Here is a 22,196-nt window from a genome sequence, read left to right as displayed (position 1 = left end):
TAAAAAATCCCGCTTCGGCGGGATTTTTTAGTTTTAAGGCTTAGCAGAATTTCATACTGCCATAGCAATTACGGTATGGTTGCTCAAGCATTGTAATATTCCCTTGAGCAGCCAAACCGGTTTGTACAATATTGGACATTAAGGTAGTTAAAGGCTGATTAATATTAATCGTAAAAGCATCTTCTAAATACATTGACCATCCCTTGGTTGCTTTTGCATCCTCAGCAAAACCAGGGAAACGAATACCATTCCCTAAAGAAGTTAAGGCAATACCAAACAAGTTAGAGTCAACATCAATTTGATGTACATTGCCTAAATTATAAGGCAAGACATAGGCATTTAATAAATTGGTGAGTTTAGTACTATAAGCACCATCCAGCTCCAAAGTACCTTGCTCAGGAACAGGAAGATTTAAACCTTTTAATGTTTCCTGTTTCATATAAATTTGAATTCCTGTACGTAATAAAGGCAATAACGTATTTCCAATCGTTTCTGTACCAATAGCACTACACTTGCCAGGATCATGACCGGTACACATTTGGTTAATTGTCAGATTTTGTACAACTTCATCGACTAAGCTTCCTAATTGCAAACCATGGATTTGTACTTGGGTCATACGATTTCCGTTTGCGACAATACCTAAGTTTTCCCGTTGAGCTGCTGCTGTATTAATCGTCTGGTCACGATATTCCACAGTTACAGCACCAAAAAGAAGATTAAGGATTTCAGCATTTTTAACCCCTAAATATGCACTTGCTTCATATTGTTGCTTTTTCCCACCAGCAAGAAGACCATAATCACCAACGAAATCTTGAGAATACTTTGAAGCATCTGCATCGGAACAGTTTGCAGTTCCCTGCTTACAGGTAACCGCCACATTGGTTTGTGCCTGAATATATAAATTATTGATTCCAGTTAAATAACCACTAAAATTATTCATAGCACCAATGCTCATCGGGCCTTGGGCTTTATCCGCACCCACTCTTACCCCGACCACTTCACGAGTTGCAGCTTGGTCGCCTCCTTTGATCGCAAATTGGAAAAAGGGATTCGTTAAGACAAAATCTCTTAACTCTTTTTGATTACTTAAACTGTTATCAAAATCTTGACCTTTGGGCTGTCCTGCAATATTGGTAGGTAAGGTAATACAATTTCCACTCGCACCCACCACACAGCCCAATGACAGTGCAGAGATATCAATATCACAAGCACCCGCACCATTTTCACCGCCACAGCCAAGTTGCAAGGATTTAATATTGGCATTTAGTGATAACTCAGCATCAATTCCCAGTTTAAAAAAATCTAAACCTTGACTAGCATCTGTCTCTTTCACGACAGAAAATAGAGCCTGTCCTGTCACATCCGATAATTCAGCATCTTCAAGCACAGATAAGGCATGACTTGTGTTCGTCATGGATAAAGCTGAACCTATAAGAGCCCACATTATTGTTTTTTTCATACTCAAATCCTTAAGCTAATTTCATCTACTTAGCGTGGTGTGATCCCTAAAGTGCTACGCATATTGCCACCAGGAATGGCAAAATCAGCAATTTTTTGCATCGTTCCAGATGGAGACATCGCCATTTCTGCTTTAAAAGCTTGTCCCAATCCAGGCTGCATTGTCGCTTTATAATTAAAGTTCACCTGGTTATCCAAGACCACCGTATCTTGTTTCACTAGAACACGGGCATCTAAACCGACATGACCTTGCATTTTGTTTAAATTTACACTAGAGGTTTTAGTCCCGACGCCATTCCAGTCTTCATTAATCAGGCTGATATAACTGCCCAAAACACTTGGATTATCTTTATCTGTCTCTGCAATCGGATTAAATTCAAAATTTGCTTTTAAAGATAAAAAATTAGTATCGGGTGTGGCGTTCGTGGACTCAAGACCAGGAATAATCATAAGTTCACCTTTACCATCAAGCTTGAAGGCTAAAGAAGCCAAGATGTCATCTTTTCTGGCAAAGTTATCGATAGGAACTACTCGGTTCTGACACTCCACTTCAGCACAGTTATATAAAGAGCCAGGCAACTGACCAATTGCAATTTCAGCTTTTGCAGCCAGCAGCAAGTTATCTGCCTTGACATAAATGCCATCTTCTTCAAAACCAATCACCCCATCCGATTTCAGGTACGCATCTATATTTCTTAGGCCCGCATAATAGTTGACTTCTTCACCACTGTATTTACCGGTCGCACCATCAATAATCAGAATAGAGGTTGTACTTGGTGCGCCTGTTTTCTGGTCAATACCATAGCCTTCCGTCGAAAGTGCCAGGTTATAGCCTAAACCAGAACGGTCAACACCATTACGACTATAATTTTTTGCATACAAAGCCAGGTTGGTATTTAAGTTAAAGATTGGAATACCAATCCCCCACTCGCCAGAAGTTGCGGTAATGGCATCAATCGAGTTATCTGAAATGAATCTGGCCTTACGCGCGATGGCCTGAAAGTCCATGCCTCGCACCGCAATAAGCGCTAAATTCTGTGCATTCTGATCAGGGCTAATGTTATAAATCAATTCTAGAGTATTACTGCCCAGCACCTTTTGCATATTCTCATTGATAATAAAGTTTAAAGATTTGGCCTGAACGGTATTAATAAAAATATCACCAAAATCAATATAGGCGTTGCGTTTAGTCAAGTCATCAACATTATTACTATCACGTACTACAAGTGGCGATAAGTTAGAAAATTCAATTGCATAGCTGCCTGTACCTGTATGCCCAATCTCGAGTGTAGTCGGAGCCCTGCCATTGAGTAGCGGGTTGCCTTCTCGGGTAAATTCGGCAGACATACCCAGATGTAAACCACCCGGACCGGCTATATCATAACCACCGGCTTGCCGTGTTGTTTCAGTCAAATCGCCTGAATTACGACTAACCGTATTAAACTTCCCAATTCCAGCCTGGTTGGCATTAATAAAGAGCTTACCATTGGTCACTGCTCCAGAAGCTCCCATACGAATCAGGTTATTCTGGCTTCCATCTGGACCATAACGTAAATCGATATTCACCCCTGGATTGGTTGCTCCTGACCGGTTATCGGATACATTGGTCAGATCTTCTACCCGTCCTAAATTTACAATATGGTCTTGGCCAGTAGGACTGTTTTTAGTTGCCAGCACAATCCCTTCATCCTGATCCAAATACATATACCCATCTGCAGACAGGTTAAAGTTAAAATCTTTTAAGGTCAGGTTCTGGCCATTTAGACCATAAGAAATACTGGCATTTTTAAGCTCAAAATCTAAATGAGCCAGATCATTTCGGTTAAATAATCCATTACTGGTAATTAAGTTAAAACGTAGTGGTGAAATAGTATGAAAGCTTAAAGACCCCAGGTTCTGATCCGTTTGGTTATCACCACAGTTCGGCTCACAAATGAGCATGATGTTCTGAACCGTAGATTTAAATGGTGAAATACTCGCCTGGATATGCATGCCGACACCATTGGCTGTGGTACCAACGTCAACATCAAGGGTACTTTTAATATTCTGCCCCCCCGAGCTGAGCACTTCAATATCATGCATCCCCAGTTTCATACTTCCGGTATTGTGATAGTCCACCCAGTTCAATTGATCAATTGTCACCTTCGAAACTTCATGGGTAATAGAAATACCATCCTGCCCTGTCACCTGACTGAGACTACGATCAGAAATAGGCTGTAGTGCGTATGCCTGCTGAGCTAAACAGATAGATAAGGCAAGTACATTTAATTTTATTGTTTTATTCATTTCAATGTCCTTTTGAAATCCCAACGCTTAACAGCGGCTGGTTGCAGCTCCTGAGCAGTTATAACTGAAAATTTTGATATCTCCTGACAGATGCAAGTTGCCATGAACATTCAGTCCCATAAATCCCTGTTCCTGTCCCTGATCAAATGAAGGAACCTGAGAACCATTGTTATAGGTGGTATATCGGGTATTGTTTAAATAACCTTCATTACCTGACTCAACCGCCAGACTCGCAAAACCTAGATTCCTGATTTTCAGAGGATGCTGATCATAAAATTTAAGCAGCATCGCTGTTTGTGGATTTTTATCCTTATTAATAATGGTGGTGCCTTCCAAGGAGAATTTATCAATCTGAATCGTGCCTTGAATCTGTTTAAACACCAGCCACTTCTGACCATTTTCATCACGATGATTATTGGGAGAAAAAGCAAAACGGCATAACACATCATTGCTACATTCATACTGATAATTTGCCGTAGTGACCTCACCATTACTGAGTTCGGAAATATTCTTGAGACTCATGTCATTGGCATATTTATGGTTTAAAGAAAGCGTCCAGCTTAAATCGGCACCGCCCTGCCCGACCGTATTTAACAGTTCATCTTGATTTAAACTGACCAGTTGAGCAGAACTGAATGTGCTGACACAAAGAGCCAGTGGAAAGCAGATTTTTTTCAGCATCTCAAATTCCCTCTTATAGTCCCGTGGTCTTAAACTTCAAGTGCTGGATCAGCACACCATCAATTGCCACCGAGCCCAAGTTTACAGGTGCTGTAGTTGCATGCGGGCTTCTAAATACCACACCGGTAGAATTACTCGCAGTGTTGGCTTTTAACAGATTCGTGGTCGGATCACGTGTCACACTACCAATTGAAATACTGCTATGTGTTGCATTGGTTCCCTGATAGTTGGTGGTTCCTGCCCCTGAAAGTACTTGGGAAATATTAGAGCCACAATAAGCAACATTACAGGTTGAGCCTTTATAGTCAGCAGGGTTGATCTCGGTGTTATCGCCATCAATATCGGCATAATAGGTATAAATCTGTTTATAAATTTCAGGGACATTCGGAATGCGGGTCACTTCTAAAATAATATTCTGGCCTTCCGAGCCCAAAATAAACGGTTGGTGCATATTGCCGAGCACTAAATTGATGTTGGGGCTATACAAATACAAACCTTCTTCAGCATGGAAAATTGGGGCTAAAGAACGGTCGAGTGCAGGCGTAACCGCGGTACCATCATTGAGGGTTGCTGTACTTATACGCAAACCTCTGGCATTGAGCAGTTCTTTATTGGCTTGGGTATTTTCATAAATTAGAGCTTCAGGATTATCATTGGTATTCAGACGGATAAGACTGGCCATACCTAAAGTCTGACTTTCTACCGCATTGGTAGAAGGCATGGTTTGAAACAGTCGAACCTGTGAACCACTTAGGCTTAGACCATTGGCCACCAATTGCAAACGAATTCGCTGATTTTTTAATAAGTCAGGATCATTGACCGCATCGGTCGTGACAGGTGCCCCCGTAATTGGGTCCACCTTGTTACTTGAGTTCCAGCTGCGTGAAAAAGCATCTAACCAAAGCCCAAGTTTAATATTATTGTCCTGATCATCAGCATCCACTTTGGCCAAAGGAGCTTCTAAAGAAATATAACTGATATCGGTCGCTGCATTCGTACTGTCAAATTGACGGATATTTTCGGCTGTACCAGCGCGAAATAACCAGGGATTCGCAGCACTGCCCCAATCAAACCCCTGATTACTATAGCGCTGGTTCATATTGTTATTGGTTTCAGAGAGCGCCAGACCATAAATAAAAATATCCGCTTTGGTTCTCTGATTGGCAGCATCAGTCTGACTGAGGGTTAAATTATCGTAATTTTCACCTACCGGAATGATGCGAATAAAACCGGTGTCATATTGTTCCGGATTATCGAGATTACGGGTATAACTTGATGCCGCAGACACATCATTCGGGCGCTGAAATACCATTTTGAAATTTTCAGGAAGCAAGGCAATCCCTTCACCTGTGGTATTTGCCAGATGTTCATCGGATAGATTCTGTAAAGCATATGCAGGAGAACTTAGCAACATCCCGACCAAGGCAGCTAAGCAACTTTTTCTAAAATTTAGGCCAATTCCATATTCAGTCATCTCGACCATCCTATTCCCAGATGCTCCGCATCATTCTTTTATTTATCCAGAACTTGGCTATTTATTTATGTGTTTTTATCCTTAAAAACATGCGATTACCAAGTCATAATTGTTGTTCATTATGCGTAATAATTTATCAATTGCAAAAAAATACAGGCCAAAAAGCCCGTATTTCCGATGAATGAATTGGAGAAAAAACAAGCGAGCACAACGGCTCGCTTGTTTTTATTTTAAGTTTCCACTATCAGGCTTTCGGTAAGGTTACCCCGGTTTGGCCCTGATATTTACCACCACGATCTTTATAGGAGGTTTCACACACTTCATCTGATTCAAAGAACAGCATCTGTGCAACGCCTTCTCCCGCGTAAATACGTGCAGGCAGGTTGGTGGTATTAGAGAATTCCAAGGTCACATGCCCTTCCCACTCTGGTTCGAGCGGCGTGACATTGACAATAATACCGCAGCGCGCATAGGTCGATTTGCCCAGACATACGGTTAAAACATTACGTGGGATACGGAAATATTCAACTGTACGCGCCAAGGCAAACGAGTTTGGTGGAATAATGCAGACATCCGATTCAATATCAATAAAGCTTTTTTCATCAAAGTTTTTTGGATCAACAATGGCAGAATGGACATTGGTGAATACTTTAAATTCACGCGCACAACGGACGTCATAACCATAACTTGAAACGCCATAGGAAATCAGTTTGTTGCCATTTTCATCAAATCGAACCTGATTATGTGCATACGGTTCAATCATGCCGTGTTTTTCGCTCATTTCGCGAATCCAACGATCAGACTTAATTGCCATTTATTTCTATCCAAAAGCGAATGTTTTACTGCGCTGTACTTTAACTGAAATCGGCACCAATGGAAATAAGCAGGCATGAAGTCGACTTTTCTGCCTGCTGCAGATGGGGCGTTTAAAGTCTTAAAAGCGCCGAATAACTTAGTGGAATTGAAAAACTGAACAGCAGCAAGGATGCTGTTTTTTGCAGATTGGCCGGATTAAGCCAGCGGATTTTATTGCTGGCCAAAAAGGAACCAATCAGGGTCCAGAAAAATGCAATGGGAATAATCAGGATCAGAAACATCAGAATATGTGCCACATAATGTGCGGCGCTGGTCCAGGCGATGGCCGGAAAAATTGCAGAAGCAAACAGCAAGGCCTTCGGATTTAGTAAAGTGGCCACAAACAGTTCACGCGCGCGAATGGTCGGCTGCTGAAACTGCTGTTCGACATTGGCAGTACGCCACAACTTGATGGCCAGATAAATGATATAAACCGCACTAAACAGTTTTAGCACAGTGGGCAATAACGGTAACTGGCTCGACACCTGCCCGATTAGCATGCCCCATAGAGTAATGGAAATCAGATAACCAAAGGCTTCGGCGGGAATTAAATGAAAAGATTTACGGATGCCGACCTGAATTCCGGAAGAGGCCAGCAAGGTGTTGGTTGGACCAGGTGTCAACAAGATGGTGATCACCAAACCAATAAAAAACCATGAAATCATAGCCAGCCTCATGCGCGAATGCTGCAAATGTAATGGAGTTGCAAGGCATAGGCAAAAAATAAATTGTAACTGGCCTCATTGTGCAGCAAAACAGAGGAATTCCTCAACTAAAAACACAGTCAATTACAATATATTTATTATTAATTATCATAAACTTAAAAACATATTAAAGAATATATAACAGTCATCAAAACTGGGCCGTTCATCTCCAATAAATCAAGAGTTTTTAGTCCATTTTTACCCACCTCTAATTGTATAAATGCGTAAAAAAACTGTTCAAGTTCAAATTATTCGGTTAATTTTTAACTCAACAAGCTGCCTTAATCAGAATAACCAGAACCAGCTTTAAGTTTGAAATCTTTCAATATTTCAACAATGGATGACGATAATAATCACAGGAGAAGTCAATGAAAAAATGGACGCAACTGACCTTACTGACGCTGGCCTTAGCTGGTGTAAGTGCTTGTTCCAATGATCCGGGCCAGAACAACACCCAGGCCGATCCACAAAGCAGTGCCGCTGCTGCCGACAAACTGCAAACCCGTTTTGTCAGTATTGCCACGGGTGGCGCCTCCGGTCCCTATAACGTGATCGGGACCAGTCTGGCCGAACTGTATAACAAAACCTACGGCGTTAACTCCAAAACCCAGACCACCGGCGCTTCGGTTGAAAACCTGAACCTGCTAAAACAGAATAAAGTCGAAATGGCTTTTGTGATGAGTGATAGTCTGACCGAAGCCATTCAGGGCACAGGCAGCTTTAAAGATAAAATTGGCAATGTGCAGCAAATTGCGGCTTTATATCCTAACTATGTGCAGATTGTGGCTTCAAAAAAATCCGGGATTCGCTCTATTGAAGATTTAAAAGGCAAACGTATTGCCGTGGGTGCACAAAACTCCGGGGTGGAAGTTAATGCGCGTACCCTGCTGAACGGTTTTGGGATTAGCTATGACGATGTCAAAGTCGATTACCTAGGTTATGCCGAAGCCGCCGATGCCTTAAAAGGTGGCAAACTGGATGCGGCCTTCCTGACCAGTGGTATTCCAAATTCATCATTGATGGAACTACAACAGAGTTTTGATCTGCAACTGGTGAGTATTAATGCAGATAAAGTCAAACAGATTGCCCAGAACCAGTCTTACTTCCTGCCAATGGCAATTCCAAAAGGCACTTATGGCAATGCAGAAGATGTGCAGACCGCAGCCATTATGAATGCCTTGGTGGTACGTTCCGACCTGTCTGAAGATGATGTGTATAAGCTGACCAAAACCTTCTTTGACAATTTAGGCAATTTGGCCAATGCCCATCAGGCCGCTACCGATATTACTCTGGAAAAAGCCCAGCAAGGTCTGGTTGCACCGCTGCATCCGGGGGCGAAACGTTATTATGATGAGGTGGCAGCACCTTAATGTTCAGCTACAAAAGTGCAGTTTGGGCTGCACTTTTTCTGTTGATACTGATCATCCTGCTCGGCCTGTGGTTTCCGCAAAGTTATACCTTAGTCAAGATTGAAGAGAGTCACAAAGGTCCTAACACCAGCTGTGTGATTCGCCCGCAACAGTTTCAGTTGCAGTGGCAACATTCGGTAGAAAAAACCCGCTGGCAGGAACATTATCAGCGTGAAGATCAGCATTTTATTTTAACGCATACCGACCTGGTGTCCTTTGGTGCCGGTACACCGGATCATTATCCTGTGCTGCGCCAAGCCAATGGCCAGGTACGTATGCAGGTCAATCATCATTTAAAAGAATTACATTGGACCATTTCACGCCGTATGCAAGGACAGCTCCAGATCAATCAGAAACGCTGGCCCATTGCCGAAGATTTTCCTGATTACACGGTGGTGCATTTTTCGGTACAGCAACGACCGTTCTGGAAATGGTGGGGTCAAGGAGACTGCGTATGACACAACAAGAAAAAGTAACCATTGAACAGCTGGATGAAAAAGAACAGCAGGCCCTGCTGGAAAAATTTGACCGGGAATCGGTCACGCGCCAACCTCTTAGCAAATCGGTCAGCTGGTTTATTGCTGCGATTGCCATCAGCTATTCGCTGTTTCATCTGTTTATTACCTTTAACCCGCTTCCAGAACTGCTACAACGCTCGGCGCACGTGGCCATTGGTCTGGTACTGGTGTTTTTACTTTATCCGGCACGACAGTCCAGTTCCCGCCAGCATGTGGTCTGGTTCGACTGGATTCTGGCCCTCGCCTCTCTCGCTTCATTTTTATATTTATGGAAAGAATATCAGGCCATTATGACCACCCGCGGCGGGATTCCCAATGTACTGGATATTGTGTTTTCAATTATGACCGTGGTGCTGGTAGTGGAAGCAGCACGACGGGTCATGGGCTGGATGCTGCCGATTCTCGGGCTGATTTTCCTGGCTTATCCTTTTATCAGTCATTTTAACTGGATGCCAGAACGGTTGCTGACCCGGCCTTATACCGTGAGTGATATTTTCGGGCAGATGTATCTGAAAACCGAAGGCCTGTATTCATCGGCGATTGGCGCATCGGTGACTTTCATTTTCCTGTTTATTTTATTTGGCGCCTTTCTGGCTAAATCGGGGATGGGCAAATTATTTAATGATCTGGCCATGGCCCTGGCCGGGCATAAACAGGGTGGCCCGGCCAAGGTGGCGGTTATTTCCAGTGGCTTTATGGGCAGTATTAATGGTACGGCAGTGGCCAATGTGGTCGGTACCGGTTCCTTTACCATCCCGCTGATGAAAAAGATTGGTTATCACAAAAATTTTGCCGGCGCGGTGGAAGCCAGTGCTTCAGTCGGCGGACAGATTTTACCGCCAGTGATGGGCGCCAGTGCCTTTATTATGGCGGAAACCACCGGCGTCAGTTATGGCACCATCGCCCTAGCCGCGACCCTGCCGGCGCTGTTGTATTATTTAGGCGTGATGGCCCAAGTCCATTTTCGTGCCGGGAAAGACAACCTAAAAGGGGTACCCAAAGCAGATTTACCTCGGGTTAAAGAAGTGCTAAAAGAGCGCGGACATTTGTTGATTCCGATTGTGGCGCTGGTGTTTTTCCTGTTCCAGTCAATTCCGGTCAGTTATGCCGCGGTGTATACCATTGTGCTTACGGTTATTGTGGCAGCCTTTAGAAAATCTACCCGCATGGGAATTCGGGAGATTCTGGATGCCCTGGCCGATGGTGCCCGGCAGTCCTTATCGGTGATGGCGGCCTGTGCGGTGGTCGGGATTATCATTGGGGTGGTCAGCCTGACCAGTTTCGGTACCGTCATGACCTCATCTATTATGAGTATTGGTGCGGGCAGCCTGTTCCTGACCCTGTTCTTTACCATGCTGGCTTCCATGATTCTGGGGATGGGCCTGCCTTCGATTCCGGCCTATATCATTACCGCGACCATGGCTGCACCAGCCTTGGCCCATTTTGATATTCCGACCTTGGTAGCGCACATGTTTGTGTTCTATTTTGGTCTGTTTGCCAATATCACCCCGCCAGTGGCGCTGGCCGCCTTTGCCGGTGCCGGGATTGCTGGCGGCGACCCGATGCGGACCGGTTTTCAGGCACTGAAACTGTCACTGGCCGGTTTTATTGTGCCGTTCCTGTTTGTATATAACCCGGCCATGCTGATGATTGATACCACCAACGTGGCCGTTAATGCGCGTGAATTTGCCTTCCCGGCCTGGACCACCATTGTCAGCATTACCGTGACTTCGGTTATTGGGATTCTAGCCTTGGGCGCGGCGGTCGAGGGCTATTTCAAAACCGGTTTAAACTGGTTCTGGCGAATTTTCATGGGGGTGGGTGCCTTAATGATGATTATTCCGGAAACCTATACCGACATTGCCGGTACCATCATGGTGGTGATTGCAGTGGCTGTTAATGTGCTGCAAGCCAGAAAGCAAAAATCGACGCCATCCGGTTTATCATCTGCCTAAAATAAAAGCCCAATCTGAAGATTGGGCTTTTTTCTATTCACTACATTACAGAATTAAAAAATCCGGTTCTGGTCTTTGTCTGCTTTTGGCAGTTTATCCATGATTTTCTGGGCAATTTCCCGATAGCTGTCGGCTGCATCATCTTCGGCAATCACAGACGGTTTACCGGCATCGGCATTTTCACGAATCTGTACATTCAGCGGCAAACGGCCCAGTAATGGAATATCGTATTGCTCGGCCAGTTGATCGCCACCACCGGTCCCAAAAATTTGCTCTTCAAAACCACAGTTAGAACAGATGTGCGTCGACATATTTTCAATCACACCTATCACCGGAATCTGTACACGGTTAAACAGCTCAATGCCTTTGGTCGCATCCATTAAGGCTACGTTTTGCGGTGTAGTGACAATTACGGCACCCGTGACCGGAATACGCTGCGCCAGGGTTAACTGGATATCACCGGTTCCCGGCGGCATATCAATCACCAGTACATCTAAATCTGGCCACAAGGTCTGATTGAATAACTGCATCAGGGCACCCGTAGCTTTTGGTCCACGCCAAGCCACCGGGGTATTATGATCACCAGTTAAATGACCAATCGACAGCACCGCCATCCCATAAGCATCTAAAGGCACAAAATGCTCGGCTTCAATCATCGGGGTTTGGCCGGCATTGCCGAGCATGGTTGGAATACTCGGGCCATAAATATCGGCATCCAATACACCCACTTTCAGACCCAGCTGTTGCATCGCCAAGGCCAGATTAACGGTAGTGGTTGATTTTCCAACCCCACCTTTACCGGATGACACCAGAATTACGTTTTGAATACGTGGATGTTTTGGCACATCACGCTGCTGCGGTGCAGCTTTTTGAATTGGCGCTTCTTCTTGCTGGGGTTGATAGTTGGCATTGGCTTGCTTGAGCGCATCTGAACTTGCCGAAGCATCGACCACAGGTGGCAGACTGGATTTTGCTGCAACTTGTGGCTTGCTGGAACAGCTTTCACCTTCGGCATGGTTATGACCACAGCCGCCCTCTTTTTTCGCCCCGGTTTTTTGCTGCACCACATGCAGATTCAGTTCCTTGATGCCGCATTGCTCGAGTGCATCGGCTAGTTCATCATGAATCTGCTGCAAATACTGTTTTTCTTCCGGATAAGTATTGATAGTTAATTGCAGGATTTGTCCCTGTACATTGACCTGAGAAATACGCTCTTTGAGTGCGTTTTGGGAAGCAGGAAGTACATAGTTTTGCAGTACCTTCTGGATTTCTTCCTCTTTCACCTCCTGTGCAGGAGCAAAGACCGATTTTAGTGAAGAAAGCCACGACATAAAGTTACTCCAAATCTGGATATACAACCGAATGCCCTAGTTTAACGGGTATTTAAACGAAGGTTAAGCCAGCACAGCCACAGGAATTATAAATCTTAGTCAAAGACTTGGTTTTTTCTGTTTTTTCGGCACAGAAATGCAGATTTTATCCGTTCCTGAAAAGAATTCACCGATTCCCTTGTGCAAGCCTGCATCATCTAAGGTAAAATCGCGGACATTGCATAATGAATACGAATGAGAGAGTTAATCCGTGCGTAAAATTTTAGTCACCAACGCCCTTCCATACGCCAATGGTCCAATCCATATGGGCCACTTACTCGGTTATATCCAGGCAGATATCTGGGTTCGTGCCATGCGTGCAATGGGCCATGAAGTGACTTATGTCTGTGCGGATGATGCTCACGGTACCGCCATCATGCTACGTGCTGAAGCCAACGGTATTTCACCAGAACAGCAGATTGCCAATGTTCAGGCCGAACATATGCGTGATTTTGCCGGCTTTAAGGTCGATTTTGATCATTATGATTCCACCCATAGCGACACCAACAAGGCGCGCGCGCAAGAAATTTATCTCAAGAACCGTGATGCCGGCAATATTGCCGTTCGTCCTGTGACACAACTGTTCGACCCGGAAAAAGGCATGTTCCTGTCGGACCGTTTCATTAAAGGCACCTGCCCGAAATGTAAAGCCGAAGATCAGTACGGCGACTCATGTGAAGTCTGCGGAACCACGTATAACGCGACTGAACTGTTAAATCCGAAATCGACGTTAAGCGGTGCCACGCCGATTGAAAAATCATCGGATCACTACTTCTTTAAATTGCCAAACTTTGGTGAATACCTGCAAAAATGGACCCGTGATGAAGGCCGTTTGCCGGTATCAATTGCCAACAAGTTAGATGAATGGTTTGACAATGGCCTGAACGATTGGGACATCTCCCGTGATGCACCTTACTTCGGCTTTGAAATTCCAGATGCGCCAAATAAATATTTCTACGTTTGGGTCGATGCACCTATCGGCTATATGTCGAGCTTTGAAAACTACGTCAAAACCAAACGTCCAGACCTGAATTTTGATGATTACTGGAAAAAAGATTCTGACAATGAGGTCTATCACTTCATTGGTAAAGATATTGTCTATTTCCACGCGCTGTTCTGGCCAGCAATGTTGGAAGGTGCTAATTACCGCACCCCAACCGGTTTATTTGTAAACGGTTTCTTGACTGTAAACGGCCAGAAGATGTCGAAATCTCGCGGTACCTTCATTAAAGCAGAAACCTATTTACAGCATCTGAATCCGGAATACTTACGTTACTACTTTGCCTCTAAACTGTCTGATAAAGTTGAAGATTCTGACCTGAATCTGGATGATTTTGTGCAGAAAGTAAACTCTGACTTGGTGGGTAAAGTAGTGAATATTGCCAGCCGTTGTGCCAAATTCATCAACACCAAATTTGATAACAAGTTAAGTGCAACCTGTGCCGAGCCTGAACTGGTGCAAAGCTTTATTGACGCTGGTGATTCAATCGCGCAAGCATACGAAGCACGTGAATTCTCAACAGCGATTCGTGAAATCATGGCGCTTGCTGATAAAGCCAATCAATACATTGATGAGAAAAAGCCTTGGGCGCTTGCGAAAATTGAAGGCGAAGAACAGCAAGTGCATGATGTGTGTTCTGTCGGGATCAACCTGTTCCGTCAATTGGCGGTTTACTTGGCGCCTGTATTGCCAACATTGGCTGAACAAGTTCAAGCGTTCTTACAATTAGACAGCTTTGACTTTGCATCGCGTCAGCAAATTTTGCTTGCACATGAAATTGCATTGTTCCAACCGTTAATGCAACGTGTTGACCCTAAAGCGGTTGCTGCTATGGTGGATGCATCTAAAGACTCTTTAGCAGCCCCTGCAGAAGCACCAAAAGCGGAAAAGAAAAAAGAGAAGAAAGCAGCTGAGAAAAAGCCAGAACCTAAAGTCGGTGAAGCTGAAATTATTGGTATCGAAGACTTTATGAAAGTTGACCTACGTGTGGCTGAAGTTTTAGAAGCAGCTCACGTTGAAGGTTCTGACAAGCTTCTTCAATTGACGTTAAATGTAGGTGAAGCTGAACCACGTAACGTATTTAGCGGTATTCGTGAGTTCTACCAACCTGAAGACTTAAAAGGCAAATTGGTGGTGATGGTGGCAAACCTTGCACCACGTAAGATGCGTTTTGGTATTTCAAACGGTATGGTGTTAGCTGCGGGTAATGGCGATGGTGTTTGGGTAATTTCACCTGAAACTGGTGCTAAACCGGGTGATAAAGTGTCTTAATTGTTAGATTAAGATGAGAAAAAGCCTCTACGTTGTAGGGGCTTTTTTATTTTTCTGAATTTGTAAAAAAGCTTCACCAACTTCTTGTACATAATTTTCAATAATTTTAATAAATATAAGTGAATCGGTATAATTCAATTCACTTTCTTTATCTTCTAAATATGCTGTTAAAAAAATTGAAGTAATTTGAGATAAACTAATTGCAGTAAAATGTGCAGGATCAGTCAAACCAGAATTAGACTGACCTACAAGTAACATATCTTCTTTTGATTCCTTCATTGCGTATGGTAATCCCCCCTAAAAATAAAAGGATCTAAAAGTAGAATTTTCTCTTAAGATACGAGCAGGAGATTCTGCATGAAAACATCTAAATTTACTGACAGCCAGATCATGTCCATTTTAAAACAGGCGGAGTCTGGCACACCTGTAGCCACCCTTTGTCGTGAACATGGCATGAGTAATGCCACGTTTTATAAATGGCGTGCCAGATATAGCGGTATGGATACCTCATTGATGGCTCGACTGAAAGAGCTGGAAGCAGAAAATACCAGACTAAAAAAAATGTATGCTGAAGAGCGATTAAAGGCAGAGATTGTTCAGGAAGCAATGTCAAAAAAGTGGTTAAGCCATCTTGCCGACGTCAGATGGCTCAACAAGCCGTTGCCCTGCATGCGGTTAGTATCCGTTTAGCTTGCTCTGCATTTGGCATTAGTGAAACCTGCTACCGTTATCAGGCTAAACTTTGCGATGACAATGCATTAATTGCTAAACAGCTCATTGAACTCACTGAGGAAAATTCCGATTGGGGATTTGGTCTGTGCTTCTCATATTTACGACATGTTGAGAATCACTGCTGGAATCACAAGCGGGTTTACCGCATTTACTGTGAGTTGGCACTAAATCTGCGTATTAAACCGAGAAGAAGACTAAAACGGCACGCGCCTGAACCATTGAAAGAACCAATCCGAGAAAATCAGGTCTGGTCATTAGATTTTATGCATGATCAGCTGATCGATGGTCGAAAGTTCCGATTATTAAATGTGATTGATGACTACCGTCGAGAAGGCTTAGCGATTGAAGCAGGATTCTCATTACCTACAATCCGAGTTATTCGTACGTTGAATCAGTTGCTGGAGTGGCGAGAAAAGCCGTTAGTTATTCGGTGTGACAATGGCCCGGAGTTTATCAGTCATGAATTTGTACGCTGGGCAACTGAACAAGGTATTCGTATTGAATATATTCAACCAGGTAAGCCACAGCAGAATGCGTATATTGAACGTTATAATCGGACTATACGTTATAGCTGGCTAAGCAAGCATCTATTTGACACACTGGAAGAAGTACAAGATTATGCAACGAGTTGGCTGTGGCATTACAACTATGAAAGACCACACCAAGCAAACAAAGGAAGGCCACCTCTAATGGCTGCTTAACCTCTACTTTTAACTTCGGTTATTTATGGGAGGATTACCCTAGCAATTATATTTTTATAATTATCTTCGTCTTTTAGCGCAAAATTTTCAATCAAATCAGATACTGCTACATCAATTAATTTATCCAAATTTATTTCTTCATTATTTTTTATAAATCTATTTCTTAATTGATCCAAATAATCTTCAAACATTTCTAATTATCCCTTAAACATAATTTTTATGTCCTTTAATTTTAATAATGTAACTTCATCTTTGATATTTTTCCAAGAAATTTGATTACATGACTTGCGACATAATGTCGCCCGTTCGTTAGGGGCACATGGACGTGCCCTCTAACGAACAGAGGGGTTTTGTTACTTTTGCCCCGACAAAAGTAAGGCGAAAAGCTATAACCCTCATCCCAACCTTCTCCCTGAGCCATATGTGACGCAAGAGAAAGAGCTTTCAAAAAATTTTAAAATTTATATCTAAGTATGATAAAAAATATCCATCCCTTTAAAACTTATAAGAACCCCATGAAAACATTTAACCCCTTATTCCTCACACTTGCTCTAAGCACCACAGCCCTCACCACCCAAGCGGCTGAGCCAACCATCCCCCAACAAAAACAGGTCGCGGGCTATTATCAGCATCAGTTTGGGCCTTATCAGATTACCGCCCTGCTCGATGGCACCAACTATCTCAACCGCTCACAATTTAAAGGTGCGGCAGATCAGGAAGTCAGCGAGATTCTGAAAAAATACTATGCCGATCAAGCCAAAGGCATCCAGACCTCCGTCAATGCCTTTTTGGTCAATACCGGCAGTCAGCTTTATCTGGTTGATAGCGGTGCAGCCAGCTGTTTTGGCGATCACTTAGGTTCAATCTATAACAATTTAAAAGCCTCAGGCCATCAGCCTGAACAAGTGAATGGTGTCTTTCTGACACATTTACACCCTGACCATGTCTGTGGCATCTCAAATAATGGTGTAGCCAATTATCCCAATGCAACCTTGCATATTGCCAAAACTGAATATGATTTCTGGCTCAATCCCAATACCGTAAAAAAACTACCGAAAGACAAACAGGCTGGCTTTTTGGGTACGGTGGAAAAAATCAAAGCGGCTTTAGCACCTTATGAAAAAGCCAAAAAGATTAAAGTCTTCTCCGATAAATCTCTGGCCTTTGGTGGTGTCGAGTTTAAACCGTCATTCGGGCATACACCGGGACATTACAGTTTTAAATTAAAGCATGAGCAGCAGGAACTGGTATTTATTGGTGATATTGTACATTCGCATACCATTCAGTTTGATAAGCCTGAAACCGCCATTGAGTTCGATATTGACCCGAAAGCGGCGGTCGCCACTCGTCTCAAGCATTTTGCTGAATATGCCAAAGACGGTCAGACCATTGCGGCCGCGCATTTACCATTCCCGGGCATCGGCCATATTTATTCAAAAGATGGCAAAAGCTATCAATGGATTCCAGTACATTTTACCGATTAACTCAGTTCTCTTGAGCTAAGTCAGTTTTATAAACAGAACCCCGCTAATGGGGTTCTGCTGTTTTACATCCAGTATTCCTTGCTATTCTTTCGCACTTTTTCTGTTCCTACACGCAACCACATTAGCCCTCGCAGCAATTTTCGCCTTAATTTTTAAAATTTTCTAAACAGTCCAGCCTGTTTCAAAATGCACCGTAAACATACAAACTGCTGCACATCTTTGTATCAATCAATTTAAATCCTTCAAAAATAGCCCAAAATATTGAGTTTTACAGCGTTTAAAAAAGACTTGATTTGGTGCAAAAAACCGCACTGTGCTTTATATCGAGTCTTATTCATTTCACGAAATTCTTCATCAAAATTTCCGCAGTCTGCCCCTCTTTTACAATCTATTCGCCTCGATATACTGAGTTTCTTTTCCTGATCCCGTGCACTCAATTGGAACGCACAATGCCAAATATCGACTTATTATTTCTCCTTCTTGGTGCAGTGCTGGTGCTGGCCATGCATGCCGGATTTGCATTTTTAGAGCTCGGCACCGTTCGGCATAAAAATCAGGTCAATGCCCTAAGCAAGATTCTCACAGACTTTGCTATTTCTGCAGTGGCCTATTTTCTGGTGGGCTATTACATTGCCTATGGCCAGCATTTTTTCCATAGCTCGACCACTCTGGCGGCCGATCATGGCTACAACCTGATGCGCTGTTTTTTCCTGCTGACCTTTGCAGCGGCGATTCCGGCCATTATTTCTGGTGGGATTGCCGAACGTGCCAAAATGCGTTCGCAGGCCTTGGCGACCTTATTTCTGGTGGCGCTGATTTATCCATTTTTTGAAGGGATGATCTGGAATGGCAACTTTGGTCTGCAACTCTGGCTAGCACACAGCTTTGGTGCCAGTTTCCATGATTTTGCCGGTTCGGTGGTGGTACATGCCATGGGGGGCTGGATTGCACTGGCCGCGGTGATTCTGCTGGGCGCGCGTTATGGGCGCTATAAAAAAGATGGTCGTATCAGTGCGCATCCGCCCTCGTCTATTCCTTTTCTGGCTTTGGGTTCCTGGATTTTAATTGTCGGCTGGTTTGGCTTTAATGTGATGAGTGCCCAGCGTCTGGATGCCATTTCCGGACTGGTGGCGATCAATTCTTTAATGGCGATGGTCGGGGGCACAATAGCCGCTAAAATTGCAGGCAAAGATGACCCGGGCTTTTTACATAATGGTCCACTTGCCGGTCTGGTGGCCATCTGCGCCGGCTCCGATGTGGTACATCCACTCGGTGCCTTTGTGATTGGCGGCATCGCCGGGATTATGTTTGTCAAACTCTTCACCTATACCCAGAATAAACTCAAGATTGATGATGTGCTTGGTGTCTGGCCATTGCATGGCGTATGTGGTGCTTTTGGTGGGCTGGCAGTTGGCATCTTTGGGCAGCAATGGCTCGGTGGTATGGGGGGCGTATCCCTGATCTCCCAGCTGTTCGGCACAGCGCTGGCAATTCTGATTACGCTGGCCGGGGGGTTCCTGGTTTACGGCGTACTGAAACTGCTGATGGGGATCCGTTTAAGCCAAGAAGAAGAATTTAATGGCGCAGATTTATCTATCCACCGGATTTCCGCCAATTCTGAAGAAAATATGTTCTAAGATAAAAAAGCCTCCGACAAAACGGAGGCTTTTTTGAGATATGTTGATCAACGATCAACACAATTTAAGCCATCTATTTCATACCAAAAATCAGCTTTAGACCCAGCACCGTCATCACCACACCGGCCGCACGATCAAACACTTTTTTAAACTTTAAATAGACTGCGCGCGGTTTTTCCGCCGATAGTGCCACCGCCAGCAAGGAACACCAGCCGGCATCAATAAAGAAACACAGAATAGGCAGGACAAAATAAAAATACAGCGGAATCTCTTTGGGTAATAGCGCGGTAAAAATACTGGCCAGCACAATGGCAATTTTAGGATTCGACAATTGGGTAATCAGACCGGTCATAAAAGCACGGCGTAAGGACATTTGCGTGCCGGCAGCATGATCGGCCTGAATCGGGTCTTTGGCATGTTTAATAATTTTAAATGCCAGCCACAGCAGGTATAAACCGCCACAAATTTTTAAGGCCAGATAAGCCGATGGCACAGCCAGTAAAAAGGCCTGTAAGCCCAGCACCGCAAGCAAACCAAAGATGGCTGCGCCCAAACCGGTGCCCAGCGCGGTAAACAGACCATGCTGACGTGAAATCGCAATCGAGTTTTTCGCCACATAAATTGATGTTGGCCCCGGACTCATGGCCCCCAACATCAATGCCAGCGCAATTGATCCCAAAATAAAAACGGATTCCACAGTCCTATCCAATACAATGATCTGCCGGCATTTTACAAGCAAGTGCTTTGAATATCTTCCTATTTTTTACCAGTTGTTTTGATTTTCACGATATTTTTCACTACAAATATTTGCATTGACCTTATAAAATTCACTCCGTATTTTAATCAATCCGCTAAAATTTGCTTGCCATAAAAAAGCACCCAGATACCAGCATGGCCTGAGCGCTTTTCAATATGATCAATTAAATACAATATTAATAAATCTGTGATGGATCGGTCTGTTCTGGCCTCACACTCGATTCTTGTTTGGGCAGCAGATAATCCTGATCATGCACCGGCACACCACCAATAATCATGCTGCGTGTTTCTTCCGTTTTGGGCTGGTTTAAATCTCTGGTCGGGTCACAAGCCGCCAGTAAAGCACCCTGGATTAAAATAAGCAGGAAGATGATTCTTTTCATCATTATTCTCCCTTTCTGCAAGGTCTATATGTTTATTTTTTACACAGTTACTATTTTTATGCAAGCCCGATCCGGCTTTTATCGTGAGAGATTATTTAAATGTCTTTACTGACCGCGCCCCGTTTTCAGTTAGAATTGTCAAAAACGTTCCGTTCTGTCTATGTTTGATTCTATTGCCCAGCAGGTGCCTTATCAGCACATTGAATATCGCCACCAGCGCATCAGCATCAAGCGGCTGGATCTGATTCATCCGCAGATTTCGGGCAACAAGTTTTTTAAACTGAAATACAACCTGCTGGCCGCCCGGCAACAGGGGTTTGAAAAAGTACTGACCTTTGGCGGAGCCTATTCCAATCATATTGCTGCAACCGCTTTTGCCTCGCATAAGTTTGGTTTTCAGAGCTTAGGCATGATTCGCGGTGAAGAACTGGCGCAGCGTCCTCTAAACCCAACCTTGGCTACGGCGCAGCAATTTGGCATGCAGCTGGAGTTTATCTCCCGCAATGCCTATCGCCAGAAAGATCAGCCCGATTTTTTGCAGCACCTGCAACAGCAATATCCCGATTTTTATCTGATTCCGGAAGGTGGCACCAATGCGCTGGCGGTTCAAGGCTGTCGGGAAATTCTGACAGCGGAAGATGCGCAATTCGATCTAATCTGCTGTGCCGTCGGTACGGGTGGCACGTTTGCCGGGTTGATTGAGGCCAGCCAGCAACATCAGCAATTGCTGGGATTTTCGGCCTTAAAAGGTGATTTTTTAACTCATGAGGTCGCGCAGCTCACGACCAAACGCAACTGGCGTATTCTGGATGATTATTGCTGTGGCGGTTATGCCAAAACCACACCCGAATTAATCCAGTTTATTCAGACATTTGAGCAGCGTTATAATATTCCGCTGGAGCAGGTTTATACCGGCAAAATGCTGCGCGGCATCTTTGATCTGATTGATCAAGATAAAATTGGGCCAGACCAGAAAATTTTACTGATCCATACTGGCGGGCTACAGGGACGCGCGTTTTAAAGCATCAGCTTCAAGTGCAGTCTATTTATGATACCGGCTGGTTATTGTTTAGCGCCATCAGGCCTTTCACCAAACGGTAGATATGCCAGATAAAGGCCAGCAACAGCACAATAAAACCAATCAGAATGGTGGTCAGGACTGCACCGACCAGATAAGCAATCAGCGTCACCCAAAAAGTTTTGATTTGCCAGTTCACATGACTTTCCAGCCAGGTGCCACGCATTTCTGCACGTTTTAAATAATTCATGATAATGGCAATAATTGGCGTAACACCGACAAAAAAGCCGACGATATACAGAATATAGGTGATCAAGTTGTATTGTTTGAGCTGATCCAGCCCCGCGGTTTGATTCATTGATTTTTTCCTTTTTTACTCTGTACACGACAAAAATAGATAACTCATTGAAATAATGTCACAATAATTGTTTTCTAACGACGAATACTATGACACATCTCAATGAGTTATATCTTATCTTAAACAAATCTCTAAAATGGAACAA

20 protein-coding genes are annotated in these 22,196 nt (G+C 43.9%); 8 read left to right on the top strand and 12 right to left on the bottom strand.

What is annotated here, in order from left to right; translation table 11 throughout:
• Nucleotides 1–40 precede the first annotated feature (40 nt).
• The 6 genes from FTU67_RS11830 to FTU67_RS11805 form a co-directional block, all read right to left on the bottom strand.
• The gene (locus FTU67_RS11830; RefSeq protein ID WP_127798610.1) at nucleotides 41–1,459 is read right to left on the bottom strand and encodes a hypothetical protein; all 1,419 of its coding nucleotides are present in this window, start codon (nucleotides 1,457–1,459) and stop codon (nucleotides 41–43) included.
• A 29-nt stretch (nucleotides 1,460–1,488) separates the two neighbouring features.
• Nucleotides 1,489–3,744 carry a DUF6160 family protein gene (locus FTU67_RS11825; protein WP_180061770.1) on the bottom strand — a complete coding sequence of 752 codons (2,256 nt, stop codon included), beginning with the start codon at nucleotides 3,742–3,744 and terminating at the stop codon, nucleotides 1,489–1,491.
• A gap of 27 nt (nucleotides 3,745–3,771) precedes the next feature.
• Nucleotides 3,772–4,425, bottom strand: coding sequence for a hypothetical protein (locus FTU67_RS11820; protein ID WP_005179550.1), 654 nt, complete (start codon nucleotides 4,423–4,425; stop codon nucleotides 3,772–3,774).
• Between the two features lie 13 nt (nucleotides 4,426–4,438).
• Nucleotides 4,439–5,899 (bottom strand): hypothetical protein, encoded by a 1,461-nt coding sequence (locus FTU67_RS11815; protein WP_180061769.1) that lies wholly within the window; start codon nucleotides 5,897–5,899, stop codon nucleotides 4,439–4,441.
• 244 nt (nucleotides 5,900–6,143) lie between these two features.
• On the bottom strand, nucleotides 6,144–6,713 hold the full coding sequence (gene dcd, locus FTU67_RS11810) for a dCTP deaminase (RefSeq protein ID WP_005179553.1): 570 nt from the start codon (nucleotides 6,711–6,713) through the stop codon (nucleotides 6,144–6,146).
• A 112-nt stretch (nucleotides 6,714–6,825) separates the two neighbouring features.
• Nucleotides 6,826–7,419, bottom strand: a complete 594-nt coding sequence (locus tag FTU67_RS11805; RefSeq protein WP_005179555.1) for a LysE family translocator — start codon at nucleotides 7,417–7,419, stop codon at nucleotides 6,826–6,828.
• A 407-nt stretch (nucleotides 7,420–7,826) separates the two neighbouring features.
• Here FTU67_RS11805 and FTU67_RS11800 point away from each other — a divergent pair, with 407 nt between their 5' ends.
• The 3 genes from FTU67_RS11800 to FTU67_RS11790 are packed head-to-tail and all read left to right on the top strand — an operon-like array spanning nucleotide 7,827 to nucleotide 11,340.
• Nucleotides 7,827–8,828: a TAXI family TRAP transporter solute-binding subunit gene (locus FTU67_RS11800; protein ID WP_005179556.1), complete on the top strand. Its 1,002-nt coding sequence runs from the start codon at nucleotides 7,827–7,829 to the stop codon at nucleotides 8,826–8,828.
• Nucleotides 8,828–9,325 carry a DUF1850 domain-containing protein gene (locus tag FTU67_RS11795; RefSeq protein ID WP_104487479.1) on the top strand — a complete coding sequence of 166 codons (498 nt, stop codon included), beginning with the start codon at nucleotides 8,828–8,830 and terminating at the stop codon, nucleotides 9,323–9,325. Before FTU67_RS11800 ends, FTU67_RS11795 begins: the two co-directional genes overlap by 1 nt.
• Nucleotides 9,322–11,340 (top strand): TRAP transporter permease, encoded by a 2,019-nt coding sequence (locus tag FTU67_RS11790; protein WP_104484228.1) that lies wholly within the window; start codon nucleotides 9,322–9,324, stop codon nucleotides 11,338–11,340. Before FTU67_RS11795 ends, FTU67_RS11790 begins: the two co-directional genes overlap by 4 nt.
• Before the next feature lie 53 nt (nucleotides 11,341–11,393).
• Here the strand turns inward: FTU67_RS11790 and apbC are convergent, their stop codons facing one another.
• On the bottom strand, nucleotides 11,394–12,671 hold the full coding sequence (apbC, locus tag FTU67_RS11785; RefSeq protein ID WP_005179565.1) for an iron-sulfur cluster carrier protein ApbC: 1,278 nt from the start codon (nucleotides 12,669–12,671) through the stop codon (nucleotides 11,394–11,396).
• A 250-nt stretch (nucleotides 12,672–12,921) separates the two neighbouring features.
• Between apbC and metG the strand changes: the two genes are divergently transcribed.
• Complete coding sequence (gene metG / locus FTU67_RS11780) at nucleotides 12,922–14,982, top strand: methionine--tRNA ligase (protein ID WP_180061768.1); 2,061 nt, start codon at nucleotides 12,922–12,924, stop codon at nucleotides 14,980–14,982.
• A 27-nt stretch (nucleotides 14,983–15,009) separates the two neighbouring features.
• Here the strand turns inward: metG and FTU67_RS11775 are convergent, their stop codons facing one another.
• Entirely contained in the window at nucleotides 15,010–15,261 is a 252-nt protein-coding gene (locus tag FTU67_RS11775) for a hypothetical protein (RefSeq protein WP_180061767.1), read from the bottom strand.
• A 78-nt stretch (nucleotides 15,262–15,339) separates the two neighbouring features.
• On the opposite strand from FTU67_RS11775, the gene FTU67_RS11770 reads away from it, so the two are divergent.
• A protein-coding gene (locus tag FTU67_RS11770; protein ID WP_180061766.1) for an IS3 family transposase occupies nucleotides 15,340–16,415 on the top strand; the annotation gives its coding sequence in 2 pieces (ribosomal slippage) (nucleotides 15,340–15,592 and nucleotides 15,592–16,415; 1,077 coding nt in all).
• 23 nt (nucleotides 16,416–16,438) lie between these two features.
• Here the strand turns inward: FTU67_RS11770 and FTU67_RS11765 are convergent.
• Nucleotides 16,439–16,606, bottom strand: a complete 168-nt coding sequence (locus FTU67_RS11765; protein ID WP_180061765.1) for a hypothetical protein — start codon at nucleotides 16,604–16,606, stop codon at nucleotides 16,439–16,441.
• Nucleotides 16,607–16,930: 324 nt separating this feature from the next.
• Here FTU67_RS11765 and FTU67_RS11760 point away from each other — a divergent pair, with 324 nt between their 5' ends.
• Both FTU67_RS11760 and FTU67_RS11755 read left to right on the top strand, forming a co-directional pair.
• Nucleotides 16,931–17,899 (top strand): MBL fold metallo-hydrolase, encoded by a 969-nt coding sequence (locus FTU67_RS11760; protein WP_206896957.1) that lies wholly within the window; start codon nucleotides 16,931–16,933, stop codon nucleotides 17,897–17,899.
• 449 nt (nucleotides 17,900–18,348) lie between these two features.
• The gene (locus FTU67_RS11755) at nucleotides 18,349–19,536 is read left to right on the top strand and encodes an ammonium transporter (RefSeq protein WP_180061763.1); all 1,188 of its coding nucleotides are present in this window, start codon (nucleotides 18,349–18,351) and stop codon (nucleotides 19,534–19,536) included.
• Between the two features lie 73 nt (nucleotides 19,537–19,609).
• Here the strand turns inward: FTU67_RS11755 and FTU67_RS11750 are convergent, their stop codons facing one another.
• A complete protein-coding gene (locus FTU67_RS11750) occupies nucleotides 19,610–20,233 on the bottom strand; it encodes a LysE family translocator (RefSeq protein WP_104473084.1) in 624 nt (207 codons plus the stop codon).
• Nucleotides 20,234–20,468: 235 nt separating this feature from the next.
• Nucleotides 20,469–20,675: an NF038215 family lipoprotein gene (locus FTU67_RS11745; RefSeq protein WP_104470039.1), complete on the bottom strand. Its 207-nt coding sequence runs from the start codon at nucleotides 20,673–20,675 to the stop codon at nucleotides 20,469–20,471.
• Nucleotides 20,676–20,835: 160 nt separating this feature from the next.
• On the opposite strand from FTU67_RS11745, the gene FTU67_RS11740 reads away from it, so the two are divergent.
• Nucleotides 20,836–21,696, top strand: a complete 861-nt coding sequence (locus FTU67_RS11740) for a 1-aminocyclopropane-1-carboxylate deaminase/D-cysteine desulfhydrase (protein WP_180061762.1) — start codon at nucleotides 20,836–20,838, stop codon at nucleotides 21,694–21,696.
• 25 nt (nucleotides 21,697–21,721) lie between these two features.
• Here FTU67_RS11740 and FTU67_RS11735 read toward each other — a convergent pair whose 3' ends face one another.
• The gene (locus FTU67_RS11735) at nucleotides 21,722–22,051 is read right to left on the bottom strand and encodes a hypothetical protein (protein WP_104499095.1); all 330 of its coding nucleotides are present in this window, start codon (nucleotides 22,049–22,051) and stop codon (nucleotides 21,722–21,724) included.
• Nucleotides 22,052–22,196: the final 145 nt, after the last annotated feature.

It is taken from the genome of Acinetobacter sp. YH12132, assembly GCF_013418645.1.
Taxonomy (GTDB): Bacteria; Pseudomonadota; Gammaproteobacteria; order Pseudomonadales; family Moraxellaceae; genus Acinetobacter; species Acinetobacter indicus.
The sequence above is the reverse complement of the archived record's forward strand: the minus strand, read 5'-3'. Positions and strand labels throughout refer to the sequence as shown.

Excerpts from the sequence above, each read along its gene's own strand:
- FTU67_RS11830 (WP_127798610.1), bottom strand. The coding sequence starts at position 1,459 with ATGAAAAAAACAATAATGTGGGCTCTTATAGGTTCAGCTTTATCCATG.
- FTU67_RS11825 (WP_180061770.1), bottom strand. The coding sequence starts at position 3,744 with ATGAATAAAACAATAAAATTAAATGTACTTGCCTTATCTATCTGTTTA.
- FTU67_RS11820 (WP_005179550.1), bottom strand. The coding sequence starts at position 4,425 with ATGCTGAAAAAAATCTGCTTTCCACTGGCTCTTTGTGTCAGCACATTC.
- FTU67_RS11815 (WP_180061769.1), bottom strand. The coding sequence starts at position 5,899 with ATGACTGAATATGGAATTGGCCTAAATTTTAGAAAAAGTTGCTTAGCT.
- dcd (WP_005179553.1), bottom strand. The coding sequence starts at position 6,713 with ATGGCAATTAAGTCTGATCGTTGGATTCGCGAAATGAGCGAAAAACAC.
- FTU67_RS11805 (WP_005179555.1), bottom strand. The coding sequence starts at position 7,419 with ATGATTTCATGGTTTTTTATTGGTTTGGTGATCACCATCTTGTTGACA.
- FTU67_RS11800 (WP_005179556.1), top strand. The coding sequence starts at position 7,827 with ATGAAAAAATGGACGCAACTGACCTTACTGACGCTGGCCTTAGCTGGT.
- FTU67_RS11795 (WP_104487479.1), top strand. The coding sequence starts at position 8,828 with ATGTTCAGCTACAAAAGTGCAGTTTGGGCTGCACTTTTTCTGTTGATA.
- FTU67_RS11790 (WP_104484228.1), top strand. The coding sequence starts at position 9,322 with ATGACACAACAAGAAAAAGTAACCATTGAACAGCTGGATGAAAAAGAA.
- apbC (WP_005179565.1), bottom strand. The coding sequence starts at position 12,671 with ATGTCGTGGCTTTCTTCACTAAAATCGGTCTTTGCTCCTGCACAGGAG.
- FTU67_RS11775 (WP_180061767.1), bottom strand. The coding sequence starts at position 15,261 with ATGAAGGAATCAAAAGAAGATATGTTACTTGTAGGTCAGTCTAATTCT.
- FTU67_RS11765 (WP_180061765.1), bottom strand. The coding sequence starts at position 16,606 with ATGTTTGAAGATTATTTGGATCAATTAAGAAATAGATTTATAAAAAAT.
- FTU67_RS11760 (WP_206896957.1), top strand. The coding sequence starts at position 16,931 with ATGAAAACATTTAACCCCTTATTCCTCACACTTGCTCTAAGCACCACA.
- FTU67_RS11755 (WP_180061763.1), top strand. The coding sequence starts at position 18,349 with ATGCCAAATATCGACTTATTATTTCTCCTTCTTGGTGCAGTGCTGGTG.
- FTU67_RS11745 (WP_104470039.1), bottom strand. The coding sequence starts at position 20,675 with ATGAAAAGAATCATCTTCCTGCTTATTTTAATCCAGGGTGCTTTACTG.
- FTU67_RS11740 (WP_180061762.1), top strand. The coding sequence starts at position 20,836 with ATGTTTGATTCTATTGCCCAGCAGGTGCCTTATCAGCACATTGAATAT.
- FTU67_RS11735 (WP_104499095.1), bottom strand. The coding sequence starts at position 22,051 with ATGAATCAAACCGCGGGGCTGGATCAGCTCAAACAATACAACTTGATC.